The organism is Streptomyces sp. NBC_01003, from assembly GCF_045162695.1.
Classification (GTDB): Bacteria; Actinomycetota; Actinomycetes; order Streptomycetales; family Streptomycetaceae; genus Streptomyces.
On the sequence record NZ_CP108707.1, the window covers coordinates 4,118,999 to 4,138,532 of the forward strand.

Annotated in this window: 16 protein-coding genes; 4 read left to right on the forward strand and 12 right to left on the reverse strand. The window is 71.9% G+C overall.

The annotated features are described in order from the left end of the window. The first annotated feature begins 23 nt into the window (after positions 1-23). Positions 24-1,568, forward strand: coding sequence for an alpha/beta hydrolase (locus OG698_RS18725; RefSeq protein ID WP_406104178.1), 1,545 nt, complete (start codon positions 24-26; stop codon positions 1,566-1,568). A 141-nt stretch (positions 1,569-1,709) separates the two neighbouring features. After that, a complete protein-coding gene (locus OG698_RS18730; RefSeq protein WP_406104180.1) occupies positions 1,710-3,299 on the forward strand; it encodes an alpha/beta hydrolase in 1,590 nt (529 codons plus the stop codon). A 115-nt stretch (positions 3,300-3,414) separates the two neighbouring features. On the opposite strand, the gene moeZ is transcribed toward OG698_RS18730, so the two are convergent. The 12 genes from moeZ to OG698_RS18790 form a co-directional block, all read right to left on the reverse strand. Then, on the reverse strand, positions 3,415-4,593 hold the full coding sequence (moeZ, locus tag OG698_RS18735) for an adenylyltransferase/sulfurtransferase MoeZ (protein ID WP_406111141.1): 1,179 nt from the start codon (positions 4,591-4,593) through the stop codon (positions 3,415-3,417). Between the two features lie 63 nt (positions 4,594-4,656). Next, a complete protein-coding gene (locus OG698_RS18740) occupies positions 4,657-5,406 on the reverse strand; it encodes a spherulation-specific family 4 protein (protein WP_406104182.1) in 750 nt (249 codons plus the stop codon). After that, positions 5,394-6,353, reverse strand: a complete 960-nt coding sequence (locus tag OG698_RS18745; RefSeq protein ID WP_116510264.1) for an NAD(P)-dependent oxidoreductase — start codon at positions 6,351-6,353, stop codon at positions 5,394-5,396. The genes OG698_RS18740 and OG698_RS18745 overlap by 13 nt, the downstream gene beginning before the upstream one ends. A 213-nt stretch (positions 6,354-6,566) precedes the next feature. Beyond that, positions 6,567-7,814, reverse strand: a complete 1,248-nt coding sequence (locus OG698_RS18750) for a hypothetical protein (protein ID WP_406104184.1) — start codon at positions 7,812-7,814, stop codon at positions 6,567-6,569. A 311-nt stretch (positions 7,815-8,125) separates the two neighbouring features. After that, positions 8,126-10,006: a DUF3492 domain-containing protein gene (locus OG698_RS18755; protein WP_406104186.1), complete on the reverse strand. Its 1,881-nt coding sequence runs from the start codon at positions 10,004-10,006 to the stop codon at positions 8,126-8,128. 188 nt (positions 10,007-10,194) lie between these two features. Beyond that, positions 10,195-11,772, reverse strand: a complete 1,578-nt coding sequence (locus OG698_RS18760; protein ID WP_406104188.1) for a dipeptide ABC transporter ATP-binding protein — start codon at positions 11,770-11,772, stop codon at positions 10,195-10,197. Then, positions 11,769-12,758 (reverse strand): ABC transporter permease, encoded by a 990-nt coding sequence (locus tag OG698_RS18765; protein WP_355693667.1) that lies wholly within the window; start codon positions 12,756-12,758, stop codon positions 11,769-11,771. The genes OG698_RS18760 and OG698_RS18765 overlap by 4 nt, the downstream gene beginning before the upstream one ends. Next, the gene (locus tag OG698_RS18770) at positions 12,755-13,753 is read right to left on the reverse strand and encodes an ABC transporter permease (RefSeq protein ID WP_405478675.1); all 999 of its coding nucleotides are present in this window, start codon (positions 13,751-13,753) and stop codon (positions 12,755-12,757) included. Before OG698_RS18770 ends, OG698_RS18765 begins: the two co-directional genes overlap by 4 nt. 4 nt (positions 13,754-13,757) lie before the next feature. Further along, positions 13,758-15,476 (reverse strand): ABC transporter substrate-binding protein, encoded by a 1,719-nt coding sequence (locus OG698_RS18775; RefSeq protein ID WP_406104190.1) that lies wholly within the window; start codon positions 15,474-15,476, stop codon positions 13,758-13,760. A gap of 176 nt (positions 15,477-15,652) precedes the next feature. After that, positions 15,653-15,745: an Ms4533A family Cys-rich leader peptide gene (locus tag OG698_RS18780; protein ID WP_399969826.1), complete on the reverse strand. Its 93-nt coding sequence runs from the start codon at positions 15,743-15,745 to the stop codon at positions 15,653-15,655. 56 nt (positions 15,746-15,801) lie between these two features. Continuing rightward, on the reverse strand, positions 15,802-17,373 hold the full coding sequence (locus tag OG698_RS18785) for a DUF3152 domain-containing protein (RefSeq protein ID WP_406104192.1): 1,572 nt from the start codon (positions 17,371-17,373) through the stop codon (positions 15,802-15,804). Further along, positions 17,360-18,379, reverse strand: coding sequence for an alpha/beta hydrolase (locus OG698_RS18790; RefSeq protein WP_406104194.1), 1,020 nt, complete (start codon positions 18,377-18,379; stop codon positions 17,360-17,362). Before OG698_RS18790 ends, OG698_RS18785 begins: the two co-directional genes overlap by 14 nt. A gap of 148 nt (positions 18,380-18,527) precedes the next feature. Here OG698_RS18790 and OG698_RS18795 point away from each other — a divergent pair, with 148 nt between their 5' ends. Next, positions 18,528-18,746, forward strand: a complete 219-nt coding sequence (locus OG698_RS18795; protein ID WP_100596648.1) for a hypothetical protein — start codon at positions 18,528-18,530, stop codon at positions 18,744-18,746. 144 nt (positions 18,747-18,890) lie between these two features. After that, entirely contained in the window at positions 18,891-19,532 is a 642-nt protein-coding gene (locus OG698_RS18800; protein ID WP_406104196.1) for a TetR/AcrR family transcriptional regulator, read from the forward strand. Positions 19,533-19,534 lie beyond the last annotated feature (2 nt).

The window sequence follows — 19,534 nt, forward strand, 5'->3', positions numbered from 1 at the left end:
GGCCGTCGCCGCAGGATGGGTTCATGCCCAATCCGTCCCGGCCGCGTGCCGCTGCTCTGGCCGCCACCGCTGTCCTCTTGACCTCCGCCCTCGCGGCGTGCGGCAGCGACACGAACGATGTGGACCTGAAGTCCCAGTCCCTCAGCTGGAAGGACTGCCCCGCGCCCTCGGAGTCGGAGGGCGGCGGCCCCGCGCCCTCCCCGCTGCCCGGCGGCGCCACCTGGCAGTGCGCCACCATGGAGGCGCCCCTCGAATGGGACAAACCCGAGGGCGACACGATCGGCATCGCGCTCATCCGCGCCAAGACCTCCGGCGCCAAGGACAAGCGCATCGGATCGCTCATCTTCAACTTCGGCGGCCCCGGCGGCTCCGGGGTCACCACGCTGCCCGCGTTCGGCAACGAGTACACGAAGCTGCGCACCCGCTACGACCTGGTGAGTTTCGACCCGCGCGGCGTCGGCCGCAGCGACGGTGTGAAGTGCGAGAACGACCAGCAGCTCGACAAGTACTTCCAGCAGGACGCCATCCCCGACGACACCGCCCAGACGAAGAAGCTCGTCAGCAACGTCACCCAGTTCAACGACGCCTGCGAGAGGAACTCCGGGAAGGTCATCCCGCACGTCGCCACGACCGACGCAGCCCGCGACATGGACCTGATGCGGCAGGTGCTCGGCGACGACAAGCTGCACTACTTCGGGATCTCCTACGGCACCGAACTGGGCGGCGTGTACGCCCACTTGTTCCCGAAGAACGTGGGCCGCGCCACCTTCGACGGTGTGGTCGACCCCACCCAGAACTCCGAGGAGAGCTCGCTCGGCCAGGCCAAGGGCTTCCAGCTCGCCCTCGACAACTACGCGAAGGACTGCACCTCCAAGGTCGAGGACTGCCCGGTCGGCGACACCCCCGCGGAGGTCAAGGCCAAGATCGCGAAGCTGCTCGAGGACCTCGACTCCAAGCCGATCCCGGGGATCTTCCCGCGCGAACTGACGCAGACCGCCGCGACGAACGGCATCGCGCAGTCGCTGTACTCCAAGGACTTCTGGGAGTACCTCACCGAGGGCCTGGCCCAGGCCTACGAGGGTGACGGCAAGATCCTCATGCTGCTTTCGGACTCCATGAACGGCCGTAACGAGGACGGCAAGTACAGCAACCTCCAGGCCGCCAATGTCGCCGTCAACTGCGCCGACGACAAGCCCCGTTACACGCCGGCTTACGTCCGGTCGAAGCTCCCCGAGTTCCGGGCCGCCTCGCCCCTGTTCGGCGACTTCCTCGCGTGGGGCATGCTCAGCTGCACGGACTGGGCGGTCGCCGGCGCCGCGGAACACCCCGACGTGAGCGCGGCCGGCTCGGCGCCGATCGTCGTCGTCGGCAACACGGGCGACCCCGCCACCCCGTACGAAGGTGCGAAGAAGATGGTCGACGCGCTCGGCGATGGTGTCGGGGTGCAGATCACGTACGAAGGCCAGGGGCACGGCGCGTACGACAGCGGGAACAAGTGTGTGCGGGGTGCCGTGGACGGCTATCTGCTGAACGGGACGGTGCCGAAGGCGGGCACGGTCTGCAAGTAGCCGCGGGGGTCCGGGTGTTCGGCTCGCGCGTCCGGTTGCCGGCGGCGCTCTGCCGCAGGTGATTGTCAGTGGCGCTGCCTAGGATGGTCTGGCTGTCTTCGGACCGGGGGCAGGCGAGGGGATCGCCAGGGGGAGGTGCCTGTGTCGCGTCATGTTCGTTCGTTCGCGCTGCTGGCCGCGGGGCTGCTGGTGGCGGGGGCCGCCGCGGGCTGCGGCGGGCCGGGAGACAAGGCCGGGCACGGCGAGGGGAAGGGGCAAACCCAGCCACCGCGTTCGTCGCCGCCCTCACCGCCCCGCTCGGACGAGGCTGTCCCCGGCGCGTTGCCCCGGCTGCCCGCCGCGCTCACCTCGCAGCGGCTCGACTGGGGCCGCTGCAAGGCCACCGACGACGGCCCGGCGCCCGGCTCCGACTGGCAGTGCGCGACGCTGAAGGCGCCGCTCGACTACGCGAAGCCGGACGGGGAGACCATCGGCGTCGCCCTCATCCGCGCCAGGTCCACGGGCGGGAGCGGGCGTTCCGGCTCGCTCCTGTTCAACTTCGGCGGGCCGGGCGGCTCGGGGGTCTCGATGCTGCCCGCGTTCGCACCCGACTACGCGAAGCTGCGCGAGCACTACGACCTGGTGAGCTTCGACCCGCGCGGCGTCGGCGCGAGTGAGGGGGTGCGCTGCCGCGACGACAAGGCGATCCAGGCCGCCGAGTCCGTCGACCTCACGCCGGACACCCCCACCGAGGAGCGGGCGTACTTCAAGGACGCCGCCGGCTTCGGCGCGGGCTGCGCGCGGCAGGCCGGCACGCTGCTCGGGCACGTGTCGACGGACGAGACGGCCCGCGACATGGACCTGGCGCGCCAGGCGCTCGGCGACGACAAGCTGCACTACATGGGCGTCTCGTACGGGACCCAACTGGGCGGCGTGTACGCGCACTTGTTCCCCGGCAAGGTGGGCCGGCTCGTCCTGGACGCCGTGGTCGACCCGGCCGCGGACACCGTGGGCCACGCCGAGAACCAGACGAGGGGCTTCCAGCGGGCCCTCGACAACTACCTCAAGTCCACCGGCCAGGACCCGGATCAGGGGTCCCGGAAGATCGCCGCGCTGCTGAAGCGGATCGACGCGAAGCCGCTGCCGGCTCCGGGCGGCCGCGTGCTCAACCAGTCGCTCGCCACGATCGGCATCACCGTCACCCTGTACAGCAAGAGCAGTTGGCCCGCGTTGACGCGCGGCCTGGAGGCGGCGGAGCAGGGGGACGGGACGGCGCTGCTCGCGCTGGCCGACGCGTACAACGAGCGGAGCCCCTCCGGGCATTACAGCTCGCAGAGCCATGCGCAGCGGGCGATCTCCTGCCTCGACGACAAGGAACGGCCGACGCCGCAGGAGGCGCGCAAGCGCCTCGCGTCGTTCCGCGGGATCTCGCCCGTCTTCGGTGAGTTCATGGCCTGGGACACGGCGGGCTGGTGCCACGACTGGCCGGTGCCGGGCCAGTACGAGACGCCCGAGGTGAGCGCGCCGGGCGCCGCCCCGATCCTCGTCGTGGGGAACACGGGCGACCCGGCGACCCCGTACGAGGGCGCCCGCAGGATGGCGGACGAGCTCGGCAAGGGCGTCGGCGTCGAGCTCACCTGGAAGGGCGAGGGACACGGCGCGTACGGCAGCGGGTCGGGCTGTGTCGACTCGACGGTGAACGGCTATCTCCTGGAGGGCCGAATACCGCGCGGCGGGAAGGTCTGCTCCTGAGGCGGACGTCCCCGCGGCGCCCTATGACGAACGGGCCCCGCACGCGAGGTGCGGGACCCGTTCGGAAAAGCTGCCCCCTGACCGGCGGCGTCGGCCGCGCGGGCCGGCGGGCGGTCTAGTAGACCGGCTTCTCGGGCTCGATCTGGTTGACCCAGCCGATCACGCCGCCGCCGACGTGCACGGCGTCCGCGAAGCCCGCGGACTTCAGCACGGCGAGGACTTCCGCACTGCGGACACCCGTCTTGCAATGCAAGACGATCTTCTTGTCCTGCGGGAGGCCCTCCAGGGCGGTGCCCATGAGGAACTCGTTCTTCGGGATCAGCCGGGCGCCGGGGATCGAGACGATCTCGTACTCGTTCGGCTCGCGGACGTCGATGATCTCGATGTTCTCGCCGTCGTCGATCCACTCCTTGAGCTGCTTGGGAGTGATCGTCGAGCCGACCGCCGCCTCCTGGGCCTCCTCGGACACGACGCCGCAGAAGGCCTCGTAGTCGATGAGCTCCGTGACGGTGGCGTTCGGGCCGCAGACCGCGCAGTCGGGGTCCTTGCGGACCTTGACCTGGCGGTACTGCATCTCCAGGGCGTCGTAGATCATCAGGCGGCCGACGAGCGGCTCGCCGACACCCGCGAGGACCTTGATCGCCTCGGTGACCTGGATGGAGCCGATGGACGCGCACAGCACACCCAGGACGCCGCCCTCGGCGCAGGAGGGGACCATGCCGGGGGGCGGGGGCTCCGGGTAGAGGCAGCGGTAGCACGGGCCGTGCTCGGACCAGAAGACCGAGGCCTGGCCGTCGAAGCGGTAGATCGAGCCCCACACGTACGGCTTGTTGAGCAGCACGCACGCGTCGTTGACCAGGTAGCGGGTCGCGAAGTTGTCCGTGCCGTCGACGATCAGGTCGTACTGGCTGAAGATGTCCATCACGTTCTCGGCCTCGAGCCGCTCTTCGTGGAGGATCACGTTCACGTACGGGTTGATGCCGAGGACGGAGTCCTTGGCGGACTCGGCCTTGGAACGGCCGATGTCGGCCTGGCTGTGGATGATCTGGCGCTGCAGGTTCGACTCGTCGACCTCGTCGAACTCGACGATGCCGAGCGTGCCCACACCGGCCGCGGCCAGGTACATGAGCGCCGGCGAACCGAGGCCACCGGCGCCCACGGCGAGCACCTTGGCGTTCTTCAGCCGCTTCTGCCCGTCCATCCCGACATCGGGGATGATCAGGTGGCGGGAGTACCTGCGGACCTCGTCTACGGTGAGCTCAGCAGCTGGCTCTACCAGGGGTGGCAGCGACACGGGGGCTCCGTTGATCGTCATTTCCGAACAGTGGTGATTCCGTCAACACTGCCACGCCCCTCTTCATTCCGAGACACCCGTTCCGACCCGCGAGACGATGTCGTCCCAGTACCCGGGCATGGCCTCCCAGGGGTCGGCGGCGCCGCCGCGGTCCGTGCGGTCGGTGAAGTAGATCGTCCCGGCGCCCTGCCAGCGGGCGATGCGCAGCGCCTCGTCGAGGTGCCCGCGGGGCACGCCGTGCACGAAGTGACAGAAGCGCTCGGGCGGGTAGTCGGCCGTCCACTCGGCGACCTGGGACCAGCGGTAGTCGCTCCACGGCCCGGAGAAGGTCACCAACTGATCAGCGGTCTCGGCGTAGCCCGGGTACGGGTGCGTGCCGTGCCCGAGGACGATGTGGGCGTCCTCACACAGGGCGCGCAGCGTGGTGACGATGCGGCGGACCTCGGGGAGGGCGGCCCGCTCGGTCGGGCAGCGGTCGAGGGAGAACCCGTCGACGCGGTACCAGTCGAGATAGCGGTGGGCGTCGGAGAGGACCTCGCCGAACGAGCGGGCGCCGTAGGTGAGATCGAGGTGCCCGAGGACCCGTACGTCGCGGTTGCGCAGCCTGCCCGCGGCTTCGAGGCAGTGCGGGTCGGGGCGGGCCCCGGGGCCGTCCGCGACGTTCAGGACGACCCAGTGCAAGGGAGTGCCGGGACGGGTGAGTTCGGCCCATTCGACAGGCGCCATGAGGGGGTGTGCGTAGCCGGGGATGCCGAAGCCGAGCCGTATGTCGGTGCTCGCGGTCCCGGGGGCGGTGGGGGTCAGATACGGCATGCCGCTTCCATCCAGATGTCGGCGAGTGATTCCTCGAGGTTGATGCGGGGGCGCCAGCCGAGCCGGTCGCGTGCGGTGCGCACGTCGGCCTGCTGCCAGCTGCCGCAGCCGTCCGGGTACGGGTACGCGGCGGGTGCCACGTGGTCGGGGTCGGAGCGGGGGTGGCCGAGCGTCGGGCGGACGGGGCCGCCGGGGGAGTCGAGCTCGTGGAGCGCGCCGCCGAAGCCGGCGACGCGGGCGAGCACGGACGCCGCGTCCCGCAGCCGGACGGCGCGGCCCGAGCCGATGTTGATGACGCCCTGCGCGGCGGAGAGTGAGGCCGCGTGGACGGCGCGGGCCACGTCGCGTACGTCGATGAAGTCGCGCTGCGCGCCGAGTCCGCCGAGCTTGAGTTCGCCGTCGCCGGACTGCATGGCGCGGCGCATGGCCTCGGCGAGACGGCCGAGGGGCGAGCCGGCGGGGGTACCGGGCCCGGCCGGGGAGAACACGCGCAGGACGACGGCGTCGAGGCCGGAGCCGAGGACGAGTTCCGTCGCGGCGAGCTTGCTCACGCCGTACGGTCCGCCGGGCCGCGGCACGGCGTCCTCGGCGGTGGAGGAGCCGGGCTGCGAGGGCCCGTACTCGGCGCCGCAGCCGATCTGGACGAGGCGGGCGCCGCAGCCGCTGCGCCGCAGGGCCTCGCAGATGGTGGCGACGGCCACGGTGTTGTGGCGGGTGAGGTCGCGGGCGCCGCCGCGGGTGGCTCCCGCGCAGTTGATGACGACTCCGGGGTGGACCGCGTCGAGGAAGCGGGTCAGTGCGCCCGGGCTTCCGGTGGCGAGGTCGAACCGTACGTCCGCGTCGTCCCCCCGGCCGAGCGCGGTGAGCTGCACGGCGGGGTCGGCGAGCAGGCGGTCGGCGACGAAGCGGCCGAGGTATCCGTTGGCTCCGATCAGCAGCACCCTCATCGGGCGGCTCCCCGGATGAGCTCTCCGAGTTCTCCGGGAAGTCCTGGACGCCCGGGATGTCCGGATGGTCCGGGGCCTCCGGGGGGAGGGGTGGTCATCTCGCGTTCTCCTTAGGGGTGTTGCCGAGGGTCTTCGGAAGGCCCGCGGTGTCGGCCCCGCGGGAGGGGAGCGGCCGGCCGGCCGCTTCGTGTGGTCGTACGGCATCGGGCGCGGTCACGGGGTGGCGTCCGTGGGCGCGTGGGCGGAGGCCCGGGTGAGGGTGCGGGCCGCGTGGACGAGGAGGGTGAGCGCGGCGGCGCCGCAGGCCAGGGCGGGTACGGTGCCGGGCCCCCAGGCGTCGACGGCCGTCTCTACGGGGACGGCGAGGAAGCCGCAGCCGGGGAGGCGGCCGGCGAACACGGTGCAGACCGCGAGTGCCTCGGCCGCGGCGGCCGCGCCGAGGACGACGGCGGGGGCGTGCGTGCGGCCGTGCGCCGTGAGCAGGCGGGCGAGCAGCAGGAGCGCGCCGAGCGTTCCGGCGCCGGCGTATTCGGCGTCCTGGCCGAGTACGGCGGCGGCCACCCCGATGAGGGCGCACAGCGCGCACAGGAAGAGCGCGAAGACGGCGAGGAGGAGGGGGCGCACGGAGGCGGCGAACTCTTCGAGACCCCGGCTGGAGGCGAGCCTGCGCCGGGCGACCGCGCGGAAGAGCTGGGCGCACCAGGCGCCGGGCGCGACGGCGAAGGCCAGGGCGAGGAGGGGGGCGGTGGCGGGGGCCCAGCCTTCGTCGGGGCCGCCCGCGACAGCAGCGGTCAGGAGTCCGTCGCCGAGGAAGGCATAGGCGAGGAGGCAACAGGTCCAGGCGCCGGTGGCGGGCACGGTGTGGGCGGTGGCGCGCAGCGGGCCCCGGCGCAGGGCGGCACGGAGTGCGGCGGAGACGGCGAGCACGCCGCCGGCCCCGACCGCGAGCCGCATCCGTCCGTCGGTGAAGTCGAGTCCTACGAGGGTGAGGGCGCCCAGCGCGCCGGGCAGCAGCGTGAGGACGGCCCAGACGGGGCGCCGGCCGCGAGGTGTGTCGGATGCGGCGTGCTGGGTTTCCGGTTCGATGTCGCTGTCGCGGGGCACGCGCGCGTACATCTCTTCGGCGAGCGAGAAGACGTCGCGGTGCCGGAAGCGGGCAGCGGTCCGGTCGGTGACGCCGTGGGCTTCCAGACCGGCCGCGATCTCCAGGGGGTCGACGGCACGCTCGCAGAGCTCGCGGTGCCGGTGCATCAGGGCTTTCACGGGGTCCACGCCGGTACGGCGTCGGCTGCCGCCGGTGGCCTCGTCGGTCTTGGGGGGGCTGCCGGGGTGGGCGGTGCCGGCGGGAGGGGAGGCGGCGGGAGGGGAGGCCGGCGCCGGGGGTGTATCGGGGAGCGGGCTGCTCGTCGGGGCGGATGCGGATGCGGCGCCGGCGCGCCAGGCCGCGGGTTCGTTCAGCAAGGCTTCGTCGGCAGGCGCGGAGTCGAGCCCCCGGGCCGGCAACCCCGGTCCAGCCCCCGGCTCCGGCTCCGCACGCCGCTCCGATTCCGGCTCACTGCCCGGCCCCGCAACCGGCTCGGCACCCGACCCCGACCCGACGCCCAACCCCGCCTCAGGCCTCCGAGCCGGCCCCGCCTCACCGCCGGCCCTGGGCCCAGCCTCAGCCTCCCCCAACGCCTCCTGCGACCCCGTCCCCCACGCGTCCGCGCCACCCGGCACCTGCGGCGCGTCCAAGCCCGCGCCCACGACCGTCTCTCCCACCTCCCGCCCGCTCACGCGTCCCCCTCCCCACCGGGAAACGCCCCGGCCAACTGCCCGTGCTCACCGGCCGGCCGCTCCCCGCCACCGCCCGAACCAACGGCTCCGCCCGAGCCGGTCCCCTCACCCGAACCAACGCCCCCGCCCAAACCGCCGGCCCCGCCCGAGCCGACGGCCTCCCCCTCCGCCCAACTAGGCGCACCCCCAGAGGCAGCCCGCCCCGCCAGCCACGTCCCGAAGCCCCCGCCCGATTCGCTCGTCGGTGCGGTCCAGCGGCCTGGTACGTGGGCCTCCGGAGGGTTGGCGAAGGGCAGGGGTTCGCCCGCGTCGTCCACGGGGTCACGGCGCACGGGGCAGTGGGAAACGATCTCCAGGTAAATGCCGTGAAATGCCGTGATGTTCTGCTCGACGGTGAAGAGTTCGAGCGCTCGTGCCCGCGCGGCGGCGCCGAGCCGTTCGCGGCGCCCCGGGTCACGCAGCAGCGATACACACGCCTCGGCGAACGCCCGCGGGTTGCGCGGCGGGACCACCAGGCCGGTGCCGCCGATGACCTCGACGACGGCGCCCGCGTCGGTCGAGACCGTCGCGCGTCCGCAGAACATCGCCTCGACGAGGCTGATCGGGAACCCCTCGACGATGCTCGACAGGACGACGACGCTCCCGGCGGCGTACGCGTCCGCGAGGTCGGGTGCCTCGGGCCCCCCGATCTCCTCGAAGGAGACGGGGTTGTCGCCCATCGCGTGGGCGCCCTCCGCCTCGTCGGGGAAGAGCTGGGCGGCGAGGGCCTTGCAGTGGGCGAGGTAGGCGGCGGCCTCGGGCCCTTCGGCGGGCGCTCCGACGAGGCGCAGGCGGGCCTTGGGCTCGTCCTTGCGGATCTCCGCGAAGGCGTGGAGGAGGGAGATCAGGTCCTTGGAGGGTTCGATGCGGCCGACCCAGACCAGGGTGCCGGGCTCCCCCGGCTCCTCGCGCTCGCCGATCTCGGCGAAGCGGGAGGCCTCCATGCCGGGGTGGACGGTGCGCAGTTTCGCGCGGTCGGCGCCGCACCGCTCCTGCCAGCGCCGGGCGTGCGCGTTGCCGGGGGTGATGATCGCGGCCTGCCGGTAGGTCTCGGCGGCGAGGCGGCCGTGGAAGGCGGCGAGCATCGCCCGTACGGGGGCGCTCAGTTCGGCGTCGCCGGCCGCGATGTAGTGGGCCCGCAGCTGTACGCCGTACTCCGTGACGAGGAGGGGGACGCCGGAGAAGTGGTGGGCGACGAGTCCGGGCAGGGCGGCGGGGCCGCCGGAGGTGGCGTGGCACAGGTCGACCGAGCCGAGGCCGTCGTCGCCGTACCAGTCGAGGGAGAGCGGACGCAGGGCGCGTTCGATGTGTCCGGCGACGGCGAGGAGGTCGGGGACGCGGGTGGCGCGGGCCGCGCGCAGGGCGCCCGGTGCGCGGCAGGCGCGCTCCAGCGTGCGCACGGCGGTTTCGGAGCGCAGGGCGCCGACGAGTCCGCCTTCGTCGCGGGCGAGTTCGGCGAGCTCGTACAGCGCGTTGCCGAAACGGTCCGCCTCGGCGCTGGAGGCATCGGCGGGCACGCCCGCGAGGCCGGCGGTCTCGGGGGAAGCGCCCGCGCAGACGGCCGCCGCCAGCTCCGCGTACGCGTCGGCGAAGCGCCGCCTGCTGCGGCGCCCGTAGCCGACGCCGTCGTCGTCGGCGGTCCACACCGGAGCGGTGCGCACCCGGCTGACCTGCGGCGGCAGTTCGATCCAGCCGCGGTCCTCCTGGTCCTGGCTGCGGCTGAGCGCGTAGAGGTCGAACTCGTGCTGCTCGAGCCCGCGCACGAGGCGGTCGCACCAGAGTCTGGCCTCACCGCTCACATACGGATAGCCACCCTCCGTAAGCAGTCCGATGCGCACGAGTACACCTCCGATCTCCCGTCTGGGGAGCCGCCGTTGGTCCGGTGGCTCAGCGGGACGAACGTATGCGGACATGCCGGTGGCGTGATGGACGGTTGTCCATCACGCCACCAAAAGGGGTGAACGGCCGTAACTTTCCCGTGCGGGTAGCGTTCTGTCGCGCTACACGCTCATTCGGTCACGGACTGTCATGCTGCGGCCAGCTCCCTGCGAGCGGTGCGCCGCCGCGCGGCGACGGCCGGATCGAGGGCCGGCACCGCGGCGAGCAGTTGCCGGGTGTACGGGTCCTGCGGTGCGCCGTATACCTCGTCCACGGTGCCGTACTCGACGACGCGTCCCTTGCGCATGACCGCGACCCGGTCGCTGACCTGGCGGACGACGGCGAGGTCGTGGGCGATGAAGACGAGGGCGAGTCCCAGCTCGTCCTGGAGTTCCCGCAGCAGGCCGGTGACCTGGGCCTGGGTCGTGACGTCGAGGGCGGAGACGGCTTCGTCGCACACGATGATGCGCGGTTCGGCGGCGAGCGCGCGGGCGATCCCGACGCGCTGGCGCTGGCCGCCGCTGAACTCGTGCGGATAGCGTCCGTAGTGCGCCGGGTCGAGCCCGACGCGTTCCAGGAGCTCCTCGACCCGGCCGCGCACCTCCTTGTCGCCGCGCGCCCGCAGCGGGTCGGCGACGGACTCCCCCACGCTGCGGCGGGGGTTGAGGGAGGAGACGGGGTCCTGGAACACCATCTGCACGCCCGTGTCGGTGCGCGCCCCTGAAAGGAGCACCTGCCCGGACGTCGGTTCGAGGAGTCCGACGAGCATTCGCCCGAGCGTGGTCTTGCCGCTGCCGCTCTCGCCCACGATTCCGAGGGTCTCGCCCCGGCGCACGGCCAGGGAGACCCCGTCGACGGCGGCGAAGGCGCGCTTGCCGCGCCCGAACTCCCGTCGCAGGTCGACCGCTTCGAGCAGGACGTCGCCCGTCGTGTCCGGGCGCTGCGGGCGTGCCGCGTCGACGCGGGGCACGGCCCCGAGCAGTTCCTTCGTGTACGCGGCGGAGGGCGCGCCGAGTACGTCGGCGACGGCCCCGCGTTCGACGGCGCGGCCGTGCCGCATCACCAGGACGTCGTCGACGCTCTCGGCGGCGACGCCCACGTCGTGGGTGACGAGGATGAGGCCCATGCCGGTCTCCTGGCGCAGTCCGTGCAGCAGGTCGAGGATCTGCGCCTGGACGGTGACGTCGAGGGCGGTCGTCGGTTCGTCCGCGACGAGGAGGGTGGGTTCGCAGGCCAGGGCCATGGCGATCAGGGCTCGCTGGCGCATGCCGCCGCTGAACTCGTGGGGGCGTGAGCGCGCGCGGCGGGCGGCGTCGGAGATGCCGACCCGGTCGAGCACTTCCACGGCACGCGCGCGTGCGGCGCGCCGGGACGCCTTGGAGTGCACGCGGTACACCTCGGCGATCTGGTCGCCGACGGCGTAGTACGGGTCGAGGGAGGACAGCGGGTCCTGGAAGACCATCGCGGCCGTCCCGCCCCGCAGCCGCCGCAGCGTCTCGTCGTCGGCTTCCTGTACGTCGGTGCCGGCGACCCGCACGGACCCGGTGACGCGCGCGCCGGTCCCCCGGTGGAGGCCGAGGAGCGCGGAGGCGACGGTGCTCTTGCCGGATCCGGACTCGCCGACGACGCCGAGCGCCGCGCCCTCCTCCAGGCGGAAGGAGAGCGTGTCGACGGCCCGCAGGTCCCCGAACTCGACGGTGAGCGCGTCCACTTCGACGAGGCTCATGACAGGACCACCCGTCGGTCGGCCACCGCGTACAGGACGTCCGCGACGGCATTGGCGAGTACGACGAAGAAGCCGGTGACGAGGACCATGCCGACGACGACCGGCAGGTCGACGACGTTGACGGCGTGCACGAGTTCGCGGCCGAGTCCGGGGATGCCGAACAGGGTCTCGCTGAGCACGGCGCCGCCGAACATGGAGCCGAAGTCGTTGGCGTTCAGGGCGATGACAGGGGCGACGGCGCCGCGCAGGGCGTGCCGTCCGATGATGGAGCGTTCGCCGACCCCGTAGGCGCGGAAGGTGCGCACGTGGTCCTCGGCGAGGGTCTCCAGCATGGAGGCGCGGGTGAGGCGCGCGTATTTGGCGGCCTCGATGAGGGCGAGCGACAGCCAGGGCAGGAGCAGGTTCCACGCCCACTGTTCGGGGTCGTCGGTGAAGGGCACGTACTGCGGGAAGGGCAGCCACTGGAGCTGTCCGCAGACGACGATCATCAGCAGCAGGCCGATGACGAAGACGGGCGTGGCCGTGCCGGCGAGGGTGATGCCGGTGAGGATCCGCTCCGTGGGGCGCCCGCGCCGCCAGGCGGACAGCACGCCGGTGCCGACGCCGAGGATCAGCCACAGCACCATGGCGCCGAGCGCGAGCGAGGCGGTGGCGGGCAGCTTGGTGAGGATCAGCTGCGTGACCTGCTGGTCGGTCTGGTACGAGAAGCCGAGGCAGGGGGCGTCGCAGTGCTGGACGGCGGTGCCGGTGGAGAAGTCCTGTCCTACGAAGATGCCCTGGAGGAAGTGCCAGTAGCGCAGGTAGAGAGGGTCGTCGAGCCTCAACTGGTCGGCGACCTGCTGCACTTGGGCGGGCGAGCAGCGGGGGCCGCAGCTGATCTGGGCGACGTTGCCGGGGGCCGCGTAGAAGACGACGTAGATGATCACGGAGATGGCGAGCAGGGTGACGGCGGCGCCGATCGCCCTGCGCAGCAGGAAGCCGGTCATGCGCCGGCCTCCCGCTTGCGGCCCGTGCCGATGCGCAGGCGGGACGCGGCGCGCGGGTCGAGCGCCGTGCGCACGCCGTCGCCGAGGACGGTGAGCGCGAGCACGGTCACGAAGAGCGCGCCTGCGGGCAGCAGTAGGTACTGCGGTGCGGCCTGATACCAGACGTCGGCGGCGGTGAGCATCTGTCCCCAGGAGGGTGTGGGCGGTTTGACGCCGACGCCGAGGAACGAGAGGGCCGCCTCGACGGTGACGTTCGTCGGGACGAGCAGGGACGCGTACGTGATGACGGGCGCGGCGAGCGACGGGAGGAGTTCGCGGCGGGCGATCTGCCAGGTGGGCCAGCCGCTGAGCCGGGCCGCGGCCACGAAGTCGCGTTCCTTGAGGGTGATGGTCTGGGCGCGCACGATCTTGGCGGTGCCGCCCCAGGCCACGAGCCCGATCACGAGGGCGACGAGGACGGGCCGGGGAAAGCCGCTCGGGACGATCGCCATCAGGGCGAGCGCGAGGATCATCAGGGGCAGCGCGACGATGACGTCGGTGGCGCGGCTGAGGATCTGGTCGACCCAGCGGTTGCCGAGCCCGGCCGCGATGCCGACGGTGACTCCGATGAACACCTGCACGACGGTGGCGGCGAGTGCGACGCCGAGGGAGACCCGGGCCCCGTAGACGAGGCGCGTGAACAGGTCGCGTCCGGTCTGCGGTTCGACGCCGAGCCAGTGCTCGCCGCCGGCCCCGCCGAACGCGCCGACGGGCACGCCGCCGCGCGCGGAGTCGATGAGGTGGGGGTGGTACGTGTTCGGGTCCTGGCCCTCGATCAGCGCGAGGAGCGGGGCCCCGAGGGCGATCAGGACGAGCAGGGCGACGACGGCCGCCGCGACGAGGGCGGCGCGCTGCGTGCGCAGGCGCCGCCAGAACTGACGGGCTCCGGAGACGGGGGCGGACGCCGTGATGGCGCCCGCCCCTGCGGTCTCCGAGGCCACAAGTGCCTCGGTCATCGCGTCACTTCACCGAGACCTGCGAGATGTCGAGCACGCCGGTCCAGTCGCTGATGACGATGTTCTTGACGTCCGGTCCGTACAGGCGCTTGTACACGGGGTGGAACAGCGGCACGGTCAGTGCCTGCTCCCCGATCTTCTTGTCCAGTGCGCCCCAGCGCTTGGCGGCAGCGTCAAGATCGGTCAACTTGTTGATCGAGTCGATCTCGTCATTGACCGACTTGTCATCGAGGAATCCGGTGTTGAAGTTCGCGCCGTCCTTGACGATCTGCCGGCCGTCGAAGATCGGGGCGAGGAACGGGCCGCCGGAGGGCCAGTCGGCACCCCAGTGCGCGAGGAAGAAGCCGGGCTCCTTCTTGGCGCTGTGGATCGTGTCGGAGTAGTCGTTCGCCTCCAGGCCCTGGAGCTTGACGGTGATGCCGGCCTTCTTCAGGGCGTCCTGGAGGGCGGTGGCGATCTCCGGGCTGGTCTCGAAGTCCTTGGCGTTGGAGTGCGTGAGGGTGACGGTCAGGCCCTTCTTGTAACCGGCGTCCTTGAGCAGCTCCTTGGCCTTCTGCGCGTTGCCCGAGGCCCCGGCCGGGAAGTGGTCGTACGCGGTGTAACCGAAGGACTTCTGGTTCGGCAGGTAGGTCGTCGCGGCCTCGGCGAGCGAGGAGCCGCCGGCCGCGTTGATCACCGAGGAGCGGTCGACGGCGGTGGCGATGGCCTGGCGCACCTTCGGGTTGTCGAACGGCTTCACCTTGGGGTTGAAGGCGATGTAGTTCGTGTAGCCGAAGTGGCCGGTGCCGACGCGGGCGGCGAGCTTCTTGTCGCCGCTGACCTTGGCGAGTTCGGCGGGGCCGAGGTTGGTGTCGGTGGTGACGGCGGCGGCGTCGGCGCCCTGACCTGCGGAGAGCCGCTGGTTGATGACGGACGCGTCGAGGCCGGAGCGGACGTCGATCCGGTCCGGGTAGGCCTTGCGCTCCTCGTCGGTTGTCGCGGACCAGTGCGTGTTGCGCTCCAGGACGAGCCGCTCACCGTCGTTCTCGTTCTTGACGACCTTGTACGGGCCGGACGAGACGGGGTGCTCCTCGTACTTCGTGCCGGTGTCCTTGGCCTTGGGCACGGGCGTGAACTGCGTCTGCGTGGCCAGGTAGGGGAACTCGCCCTCGGGCTTGTTCAGGCGGAAGACGATGGTCCGCGCGTCCGGGGTCTCGATCGAGTCGAGGCCCTTCTTGTCCTTGTACGGGCCCTGGTAGTCGGCGCCGCCGATCAGCCAGTCCCTCAAGTACGGTGCACCGCCGGAGAGTTCGGCGGCAAACGACCGCTCGATGCCGTACTTGATGTCGGCGGACGTGATGGGCGAGCCGTCCTCGTAGGCGACGCCCTTCTTCAGGGTGTACGTCCACACGGTCGCGTTCTTGCTGGGCTTGCCCAGGTCGGTGGCGAGGTCGGGGACGACCTTCGCGCCCGCTGCGCCGTCCTCACGGTTGCGGGTGGTCAGCGTGCGGAAGACGAGCGAGGGGACGTTGCCGCCGCCGGAGGTGTAGAGCCGCGCCGGGTCGAAGTCGGACTGCGGGTTGGAGTTGAGGACGGTGAGGGTGCCGCCCTTGCGCGCCTTGGCGTCGGAGCTCCCCCCTGCGTCGCTGTCCTTGGGCCCGGCGCAGGCGGCGGCGCCCGCGGCGAGGACCACGCTGACGGATGCGGCGGCCACGCGGCGCGCTATGACGGACGGTTGACGCATCGGAAATCGACCCCTTGGGGAATGTGCGCTGCGCTGGGCAGCAGAGGGCAGGCAGGGAAATGCGCAGAACTCGCCCGAGGCACGTCGACAGCCGGAAACCGGAAACCCTGAGAAGAAACAAGGGTGGATACCGGAAAGGAGAGATTAAATGCGACGCAGCACGCCAGGGGCGGGCGTCAGCAACAGTGCACGTCGGCGACGCACAGCCCGGTCACGCCGATGAGCGTGAGCTCAATGGCGGTGCGCGAGGGTGCGTGACAGTGCGACATGCGGAGAAATATGAACGAACTTTCGCCGGATGTCAACGCGACCTTGCCCCTGCGGCTCAACTCTTGGGAAAGGCCCAGGGGTTGGGCTTGCAGGTGATTCCGCCGAAGGTCAGGAACTTGGTCTGCTGCTGCATGACGGGCGCGAGCGCGCCGTTCTTCGCACAGGTCACGTGATTGAACCCGAGCCGGTGCCCGACCTCGTGGTTGATGAGCATCTGCCGGTACAGATGGATCTTGTTCCCGTACGTCGTCGATCCCTGCGCCCACCGATAGGCGTTGATCATGACGCGGTCGGTGGCGGCGGAATCGCAGGACACATTGTCCTCGGTCGTGTCGAGCCCGGATTTCTCGCACCAGACGCCGGTGGTCCCCGGACTGGCGAGCGTAATCACGAAGTCGGGCTTTCCGGAGGAAATCCGCTCGAAAGTCCTGCCGCCGTCATGGGCCCAACTGCGGTCGTCGTTCAGGGTCTTCTGCACGGCCTGCGCGAAAAGCCCGCCGTCGAGCCCGAGCCCGTTCTCGACGTCGATCCGGTACTGGAACTTCTGCCCCTTGCCCGGCGCCTTGTCGAATCCGGGCACCGCCGTGAACTTCCCGGAACCCTTGAGCTTGGCGGACAGGGGATACGTCTTGCCCATCTTCTGGTCGTACGTCAGCGGGATGACGGGCCGCGCCTTGCCCCCAGGGGTGGCCCGGTCGTCCGAACGCGACGCCGACCCGTTCGTCGACCGCTTGTCGGGTCCGCCCGCGGGCTGCGCCTGGGTGTCGGCCTTGTCGCCGCGCCCCTGGGCGACATGTCCGGCGACGACGACGGCGAGCACCGTGGTCACGGCGGCGGCCGCGATGCCGGTGTACGTACGGCCCTTGCGCCGTTTGTCACCCGGCTCCTCGTCCTCGGCAGACCCGGCGGCGGCCTCGTCGGGTTCGCCGCCCTGCGCGTCCCAGTCGGTGACGTCGGCGTACGGGCCGGAGGGGCGCCGGGGCTGCGAGGGCTGGGCGAACGCGTCTACGTAGTCCTGCCGCGGCCTGCTGCGCGGCGTCGGCACGACCGGCGCGGCCGCGTACCCGACGCCCATCCGGGTCTCGCCCCGGGCACCCCCCTCGAACTGCTCAGGATGCCCACCCCGCACATGCGGAACGCCGTGCGCGGGCGTGCCCTGCGGAAATCCATGGGACGGCGTCACACGGGGCGACCCTTGAGCCGGAGTCCCCTGCGCGGGGAAACCGTGCGGCGGGGTCGCCTGCGGAAAGCCATGTGCGGGGGTCGCCTCGGAGAACCCACGCGACGTGGGCCCCTGCGGCGGAGCCGCCTGCTGGAAGCCCCGCGGCGGGGTCGCCTGCGGGAAACCGCGCGGCGGAGTCGCCTGGGGAAAACCGTGCGCGGGCGTCGCCTCGGAGAATCCGCGCGGCGGCCCGGCGTTCGGCGGTGCGCCGCGGTACGGGGCCGGCCCCGGCTGGGCCTGCCCGCGCGGGGCGCCCTGCTGCGCCTGGGGCCCCGGCGTGGTGGGGCGTGGGACATCGGGGGCGCCGCGCCGGCGACGGCCGCGGCCTGCCGCGACCGCCTCCGCGTCGTCCAAGGGTGCCGGCGCCGGTGCCGGTGCCGGCCCCCGGCGGCTATGCCGTCCCACTCGCCGCCTCAGCTCCCCGCCCGCTCGTCCTGTCGCCTTCGGTCAGTTCCCCCGCATCCGCGAGGAGTTCACGCATCGCCGTGGCGACCGTCTCCGGATACTCCATCATCGCCACGTGCCCCGCGTCCGGCAGAGTCAGGAGCCGCGAGGAACGGAACGTCCGCGCGGCCCGCGCCGCCATCCGGTAGGACACGAGCTGATCGCGTCCACCGTAGACGAGGAGCGTGGGCGCGAGGACACGTTCGGCCTGACGCCAGAGCCCATGCTGCCCGCCCAAGGTGTACGCGTTCACAACGCCACGCGCCGAACGGGCCATCGCGTCCCAGAAATAAGGCAGTTGAAGCCGTCGCTCCATCTCCTCGACGGCGGCCCGGTACCCCTCGGGGTTGACCCGGCCGGGATCCCCGTAGCAGAGCGCCGTGACGCCGCTCACCCGCTGTTCGGCGGTCCAGTCCCTGGTGAGGCGAGTGAAGAGCGAGGCCACGCCCGGTACGGCAAGCAGTGCGGTCGGTACCGCCGTGCGCTGCACGCGGATCTCGGGCAGTGCGGGCGAAACGAGCGTGAGGGTGCGCACGAGGTCGGGCCGTACGGCCGCGACCCGGGTCGTGATCGCCCCGCCGAGGGAGTTGCCGACGAGGTGGACGGGTCCGCGGCCCGCCGCGTCGAGGTGGCGGATGACGGCGCGGGCGTGCCCGGTCACCGAGTAGTCGCCGTCGTCCGGCGGCGGTGAGTCGCCGAAGCCGGGCAGGTCGAGCGCCTCGCCGTCGACGACGTCCTCCAGGAGCGGCATGAGGGCCGACCAGTTCTGGGACGAGCCGCCGAGGCCGTGCACGTACAGCGCGGGCGGCAGCCCTGCGCGGATGCCGGGGCGGGAGCGGATGGTGAGCGTGAGCCCCGGAAGGCCGACCGAGCCGAGCCGCTCGCCCTCCACGACCCTGACGGTGGCCGGCTTGGGCCCCACGGCCGCGACGGCGGCGGGCACACGCGGCGACTCGGTCGAAGACATGCGGGATATGTTACGAGACGATCACGCACTGGATCGTGTGTTCGCCGTCACAGATCGCATCGCGCCCCGTTCTGGTGTCTCCTACGCTCGGATCTGGGCACCCGCCCACATGAGGACGCACAAGGACACATGAGGGAAGGGAGCCGCCATGACGGTCGACCCATCCGATCCCGACACATTCGAGGCACAGGAGGATGACGCGGAGTTCGGCGTCGAGGCCCCCGAGGCGGACGCGGCCGAGCAGCTCACGGAGCTCGCTCCGCACCGGGACGACCCTCCGGCGGACGCGGACCCGGACGCCGCGAACGAGGCGGACCGGGCCGAACAGGCCCGCGTGGTGGAGCTGGACGAGGACGACTATCGGTGACCTGCCCGTATTTGCCCGCATGCGGACGGTTTCCATAGCTGTCCGGTCCGTGAAATTGTGCGTTCGCACCGCGCACACCACGGTTACCGAAAAGTACGATGGCGAAGCGGCGCACACCGCACACGGACAATCTTGGGAGGCGGCGTGACAGCCATCGAGCAGACAGAGGCAGCGCGCCCTCGGGGCACGCGCCTGCCGCGCCGTGCCCGACGCAACCAGCTCCTGGGCGCGGCCCAGGAGGTATTCGTCGCACAGGGCTACCACGCCGCGGCCATGGACGACATCGCGGAGCGCGCGGGCGTCAGCAAGCCGGTGCTCTACCAGCACTTCCCCGGCAAGCTCGACCTCTACCTGGCCCTGCTCGACCAGCACTGCGAGGCGCTCCTGCTGGCCGTGCGCACGGCACTGGCCTCCACGTCCGACAACAAGCAGCGGGTCGCGGCCACGATGGACGCGTACTTCGCCTACGTGGAGGACGAGGGCGGCGCGTTCCGCCTCGTCTTCGAGTCGGACCTGACGAACGAGCCCGCGGTGCGCGAGCGCGTGGACCGCGTCAGCTTGCAGTGCGCGGAGGCGATCTGCGACGTCATCGCCGAGGACACCGGCCTGTCCAAGGACGAGTCGATGCTGCTCGCCGTCGGCCTGGGCGGCGTATCGCAGGTCGTGGCGCGCTACTGGCTCTCCAGCAAGTCGACAATGCCGCGCGACAAGGCCGTGCAGCTCCTGACGTCCCTGGCCTGGCGGGGCATCGCCGGCTTCCCGCTGCACGGCACCGAACACCACTGACG

Bases quoted from the DNA above. Each gene is read 5' to 3' on its own strand.
- OG698_RS18790 (WP_406104194.1), bottom strand. From the start codon at position 18,379: ATGTCTTCGACCGAGTCGCCGCGTGTGCCCGCCGCCGTCGCGGCCGTG.
- OG698_RS18760 (WP_406104188.1), bottom strand. From the start codon at position 11,772: ATGAGCCTCGTCGAAGTGGACGCGCTCACCGTCGAGTTCGGGGACCTG.
- OG698_RS18740 (WP_406104182.1), bottom strand. From the start codon at position 5,406: ATGCCGTATCTGACCCCCACCGCCCCCGGGACCGCGAGCACCGACATA.
- OG698_RS18770 (WP_405478675.1), bottom strand. From the start codon at position 13,753: ATGACCGAGGCACTTGTGGCCTCGGAGACCGCAGGGGCGGGCGCCATC.
- OG698_RS18745 (WP_116510264.1), bottom strand. From the start codon at position 6,353: ATGAGGGTGCTGCTGATCGGAGCCAACGGATACCTCGGCCGCTTCGTC.
- OG698_RS18780 (WP_399969826.1), bottom strand. From the start codon at position 15,745: ATGTCGCACTGTCACGCACCCTCGCGCACCGCCATTGAGCTCACGCTC.
- OG698_RS18765 (WP_355693667.1), bottom strand. From the start codon at position 12,758: ATGACCGGCTTCCTGCTGCGCAGGGCGATCGGCGCCGCCGTCACCCTG.
- OG698_RS18725 (WP_406104178.1), top strand. From the start codon at position 24: ATGCCCAATCCGTCCCGGCCGCGTGCCGCTGCTCTGGCCGCCACCGCT.
- OG698_RS18775 (WP_406104190.1), bottom strand. From the start codon at position 15,476: ATGCGTCAACCGTCCGTCATAGCGCGCCGCGTGGCCGCCGCATCCGTC.
- OG698_RS18795 (WP_100596648.1), top strand. From the start codon at position 18,528: ATGACGGTCGACCCATCCGATCCCGACACATTCGAGGCACAGGAGGAT.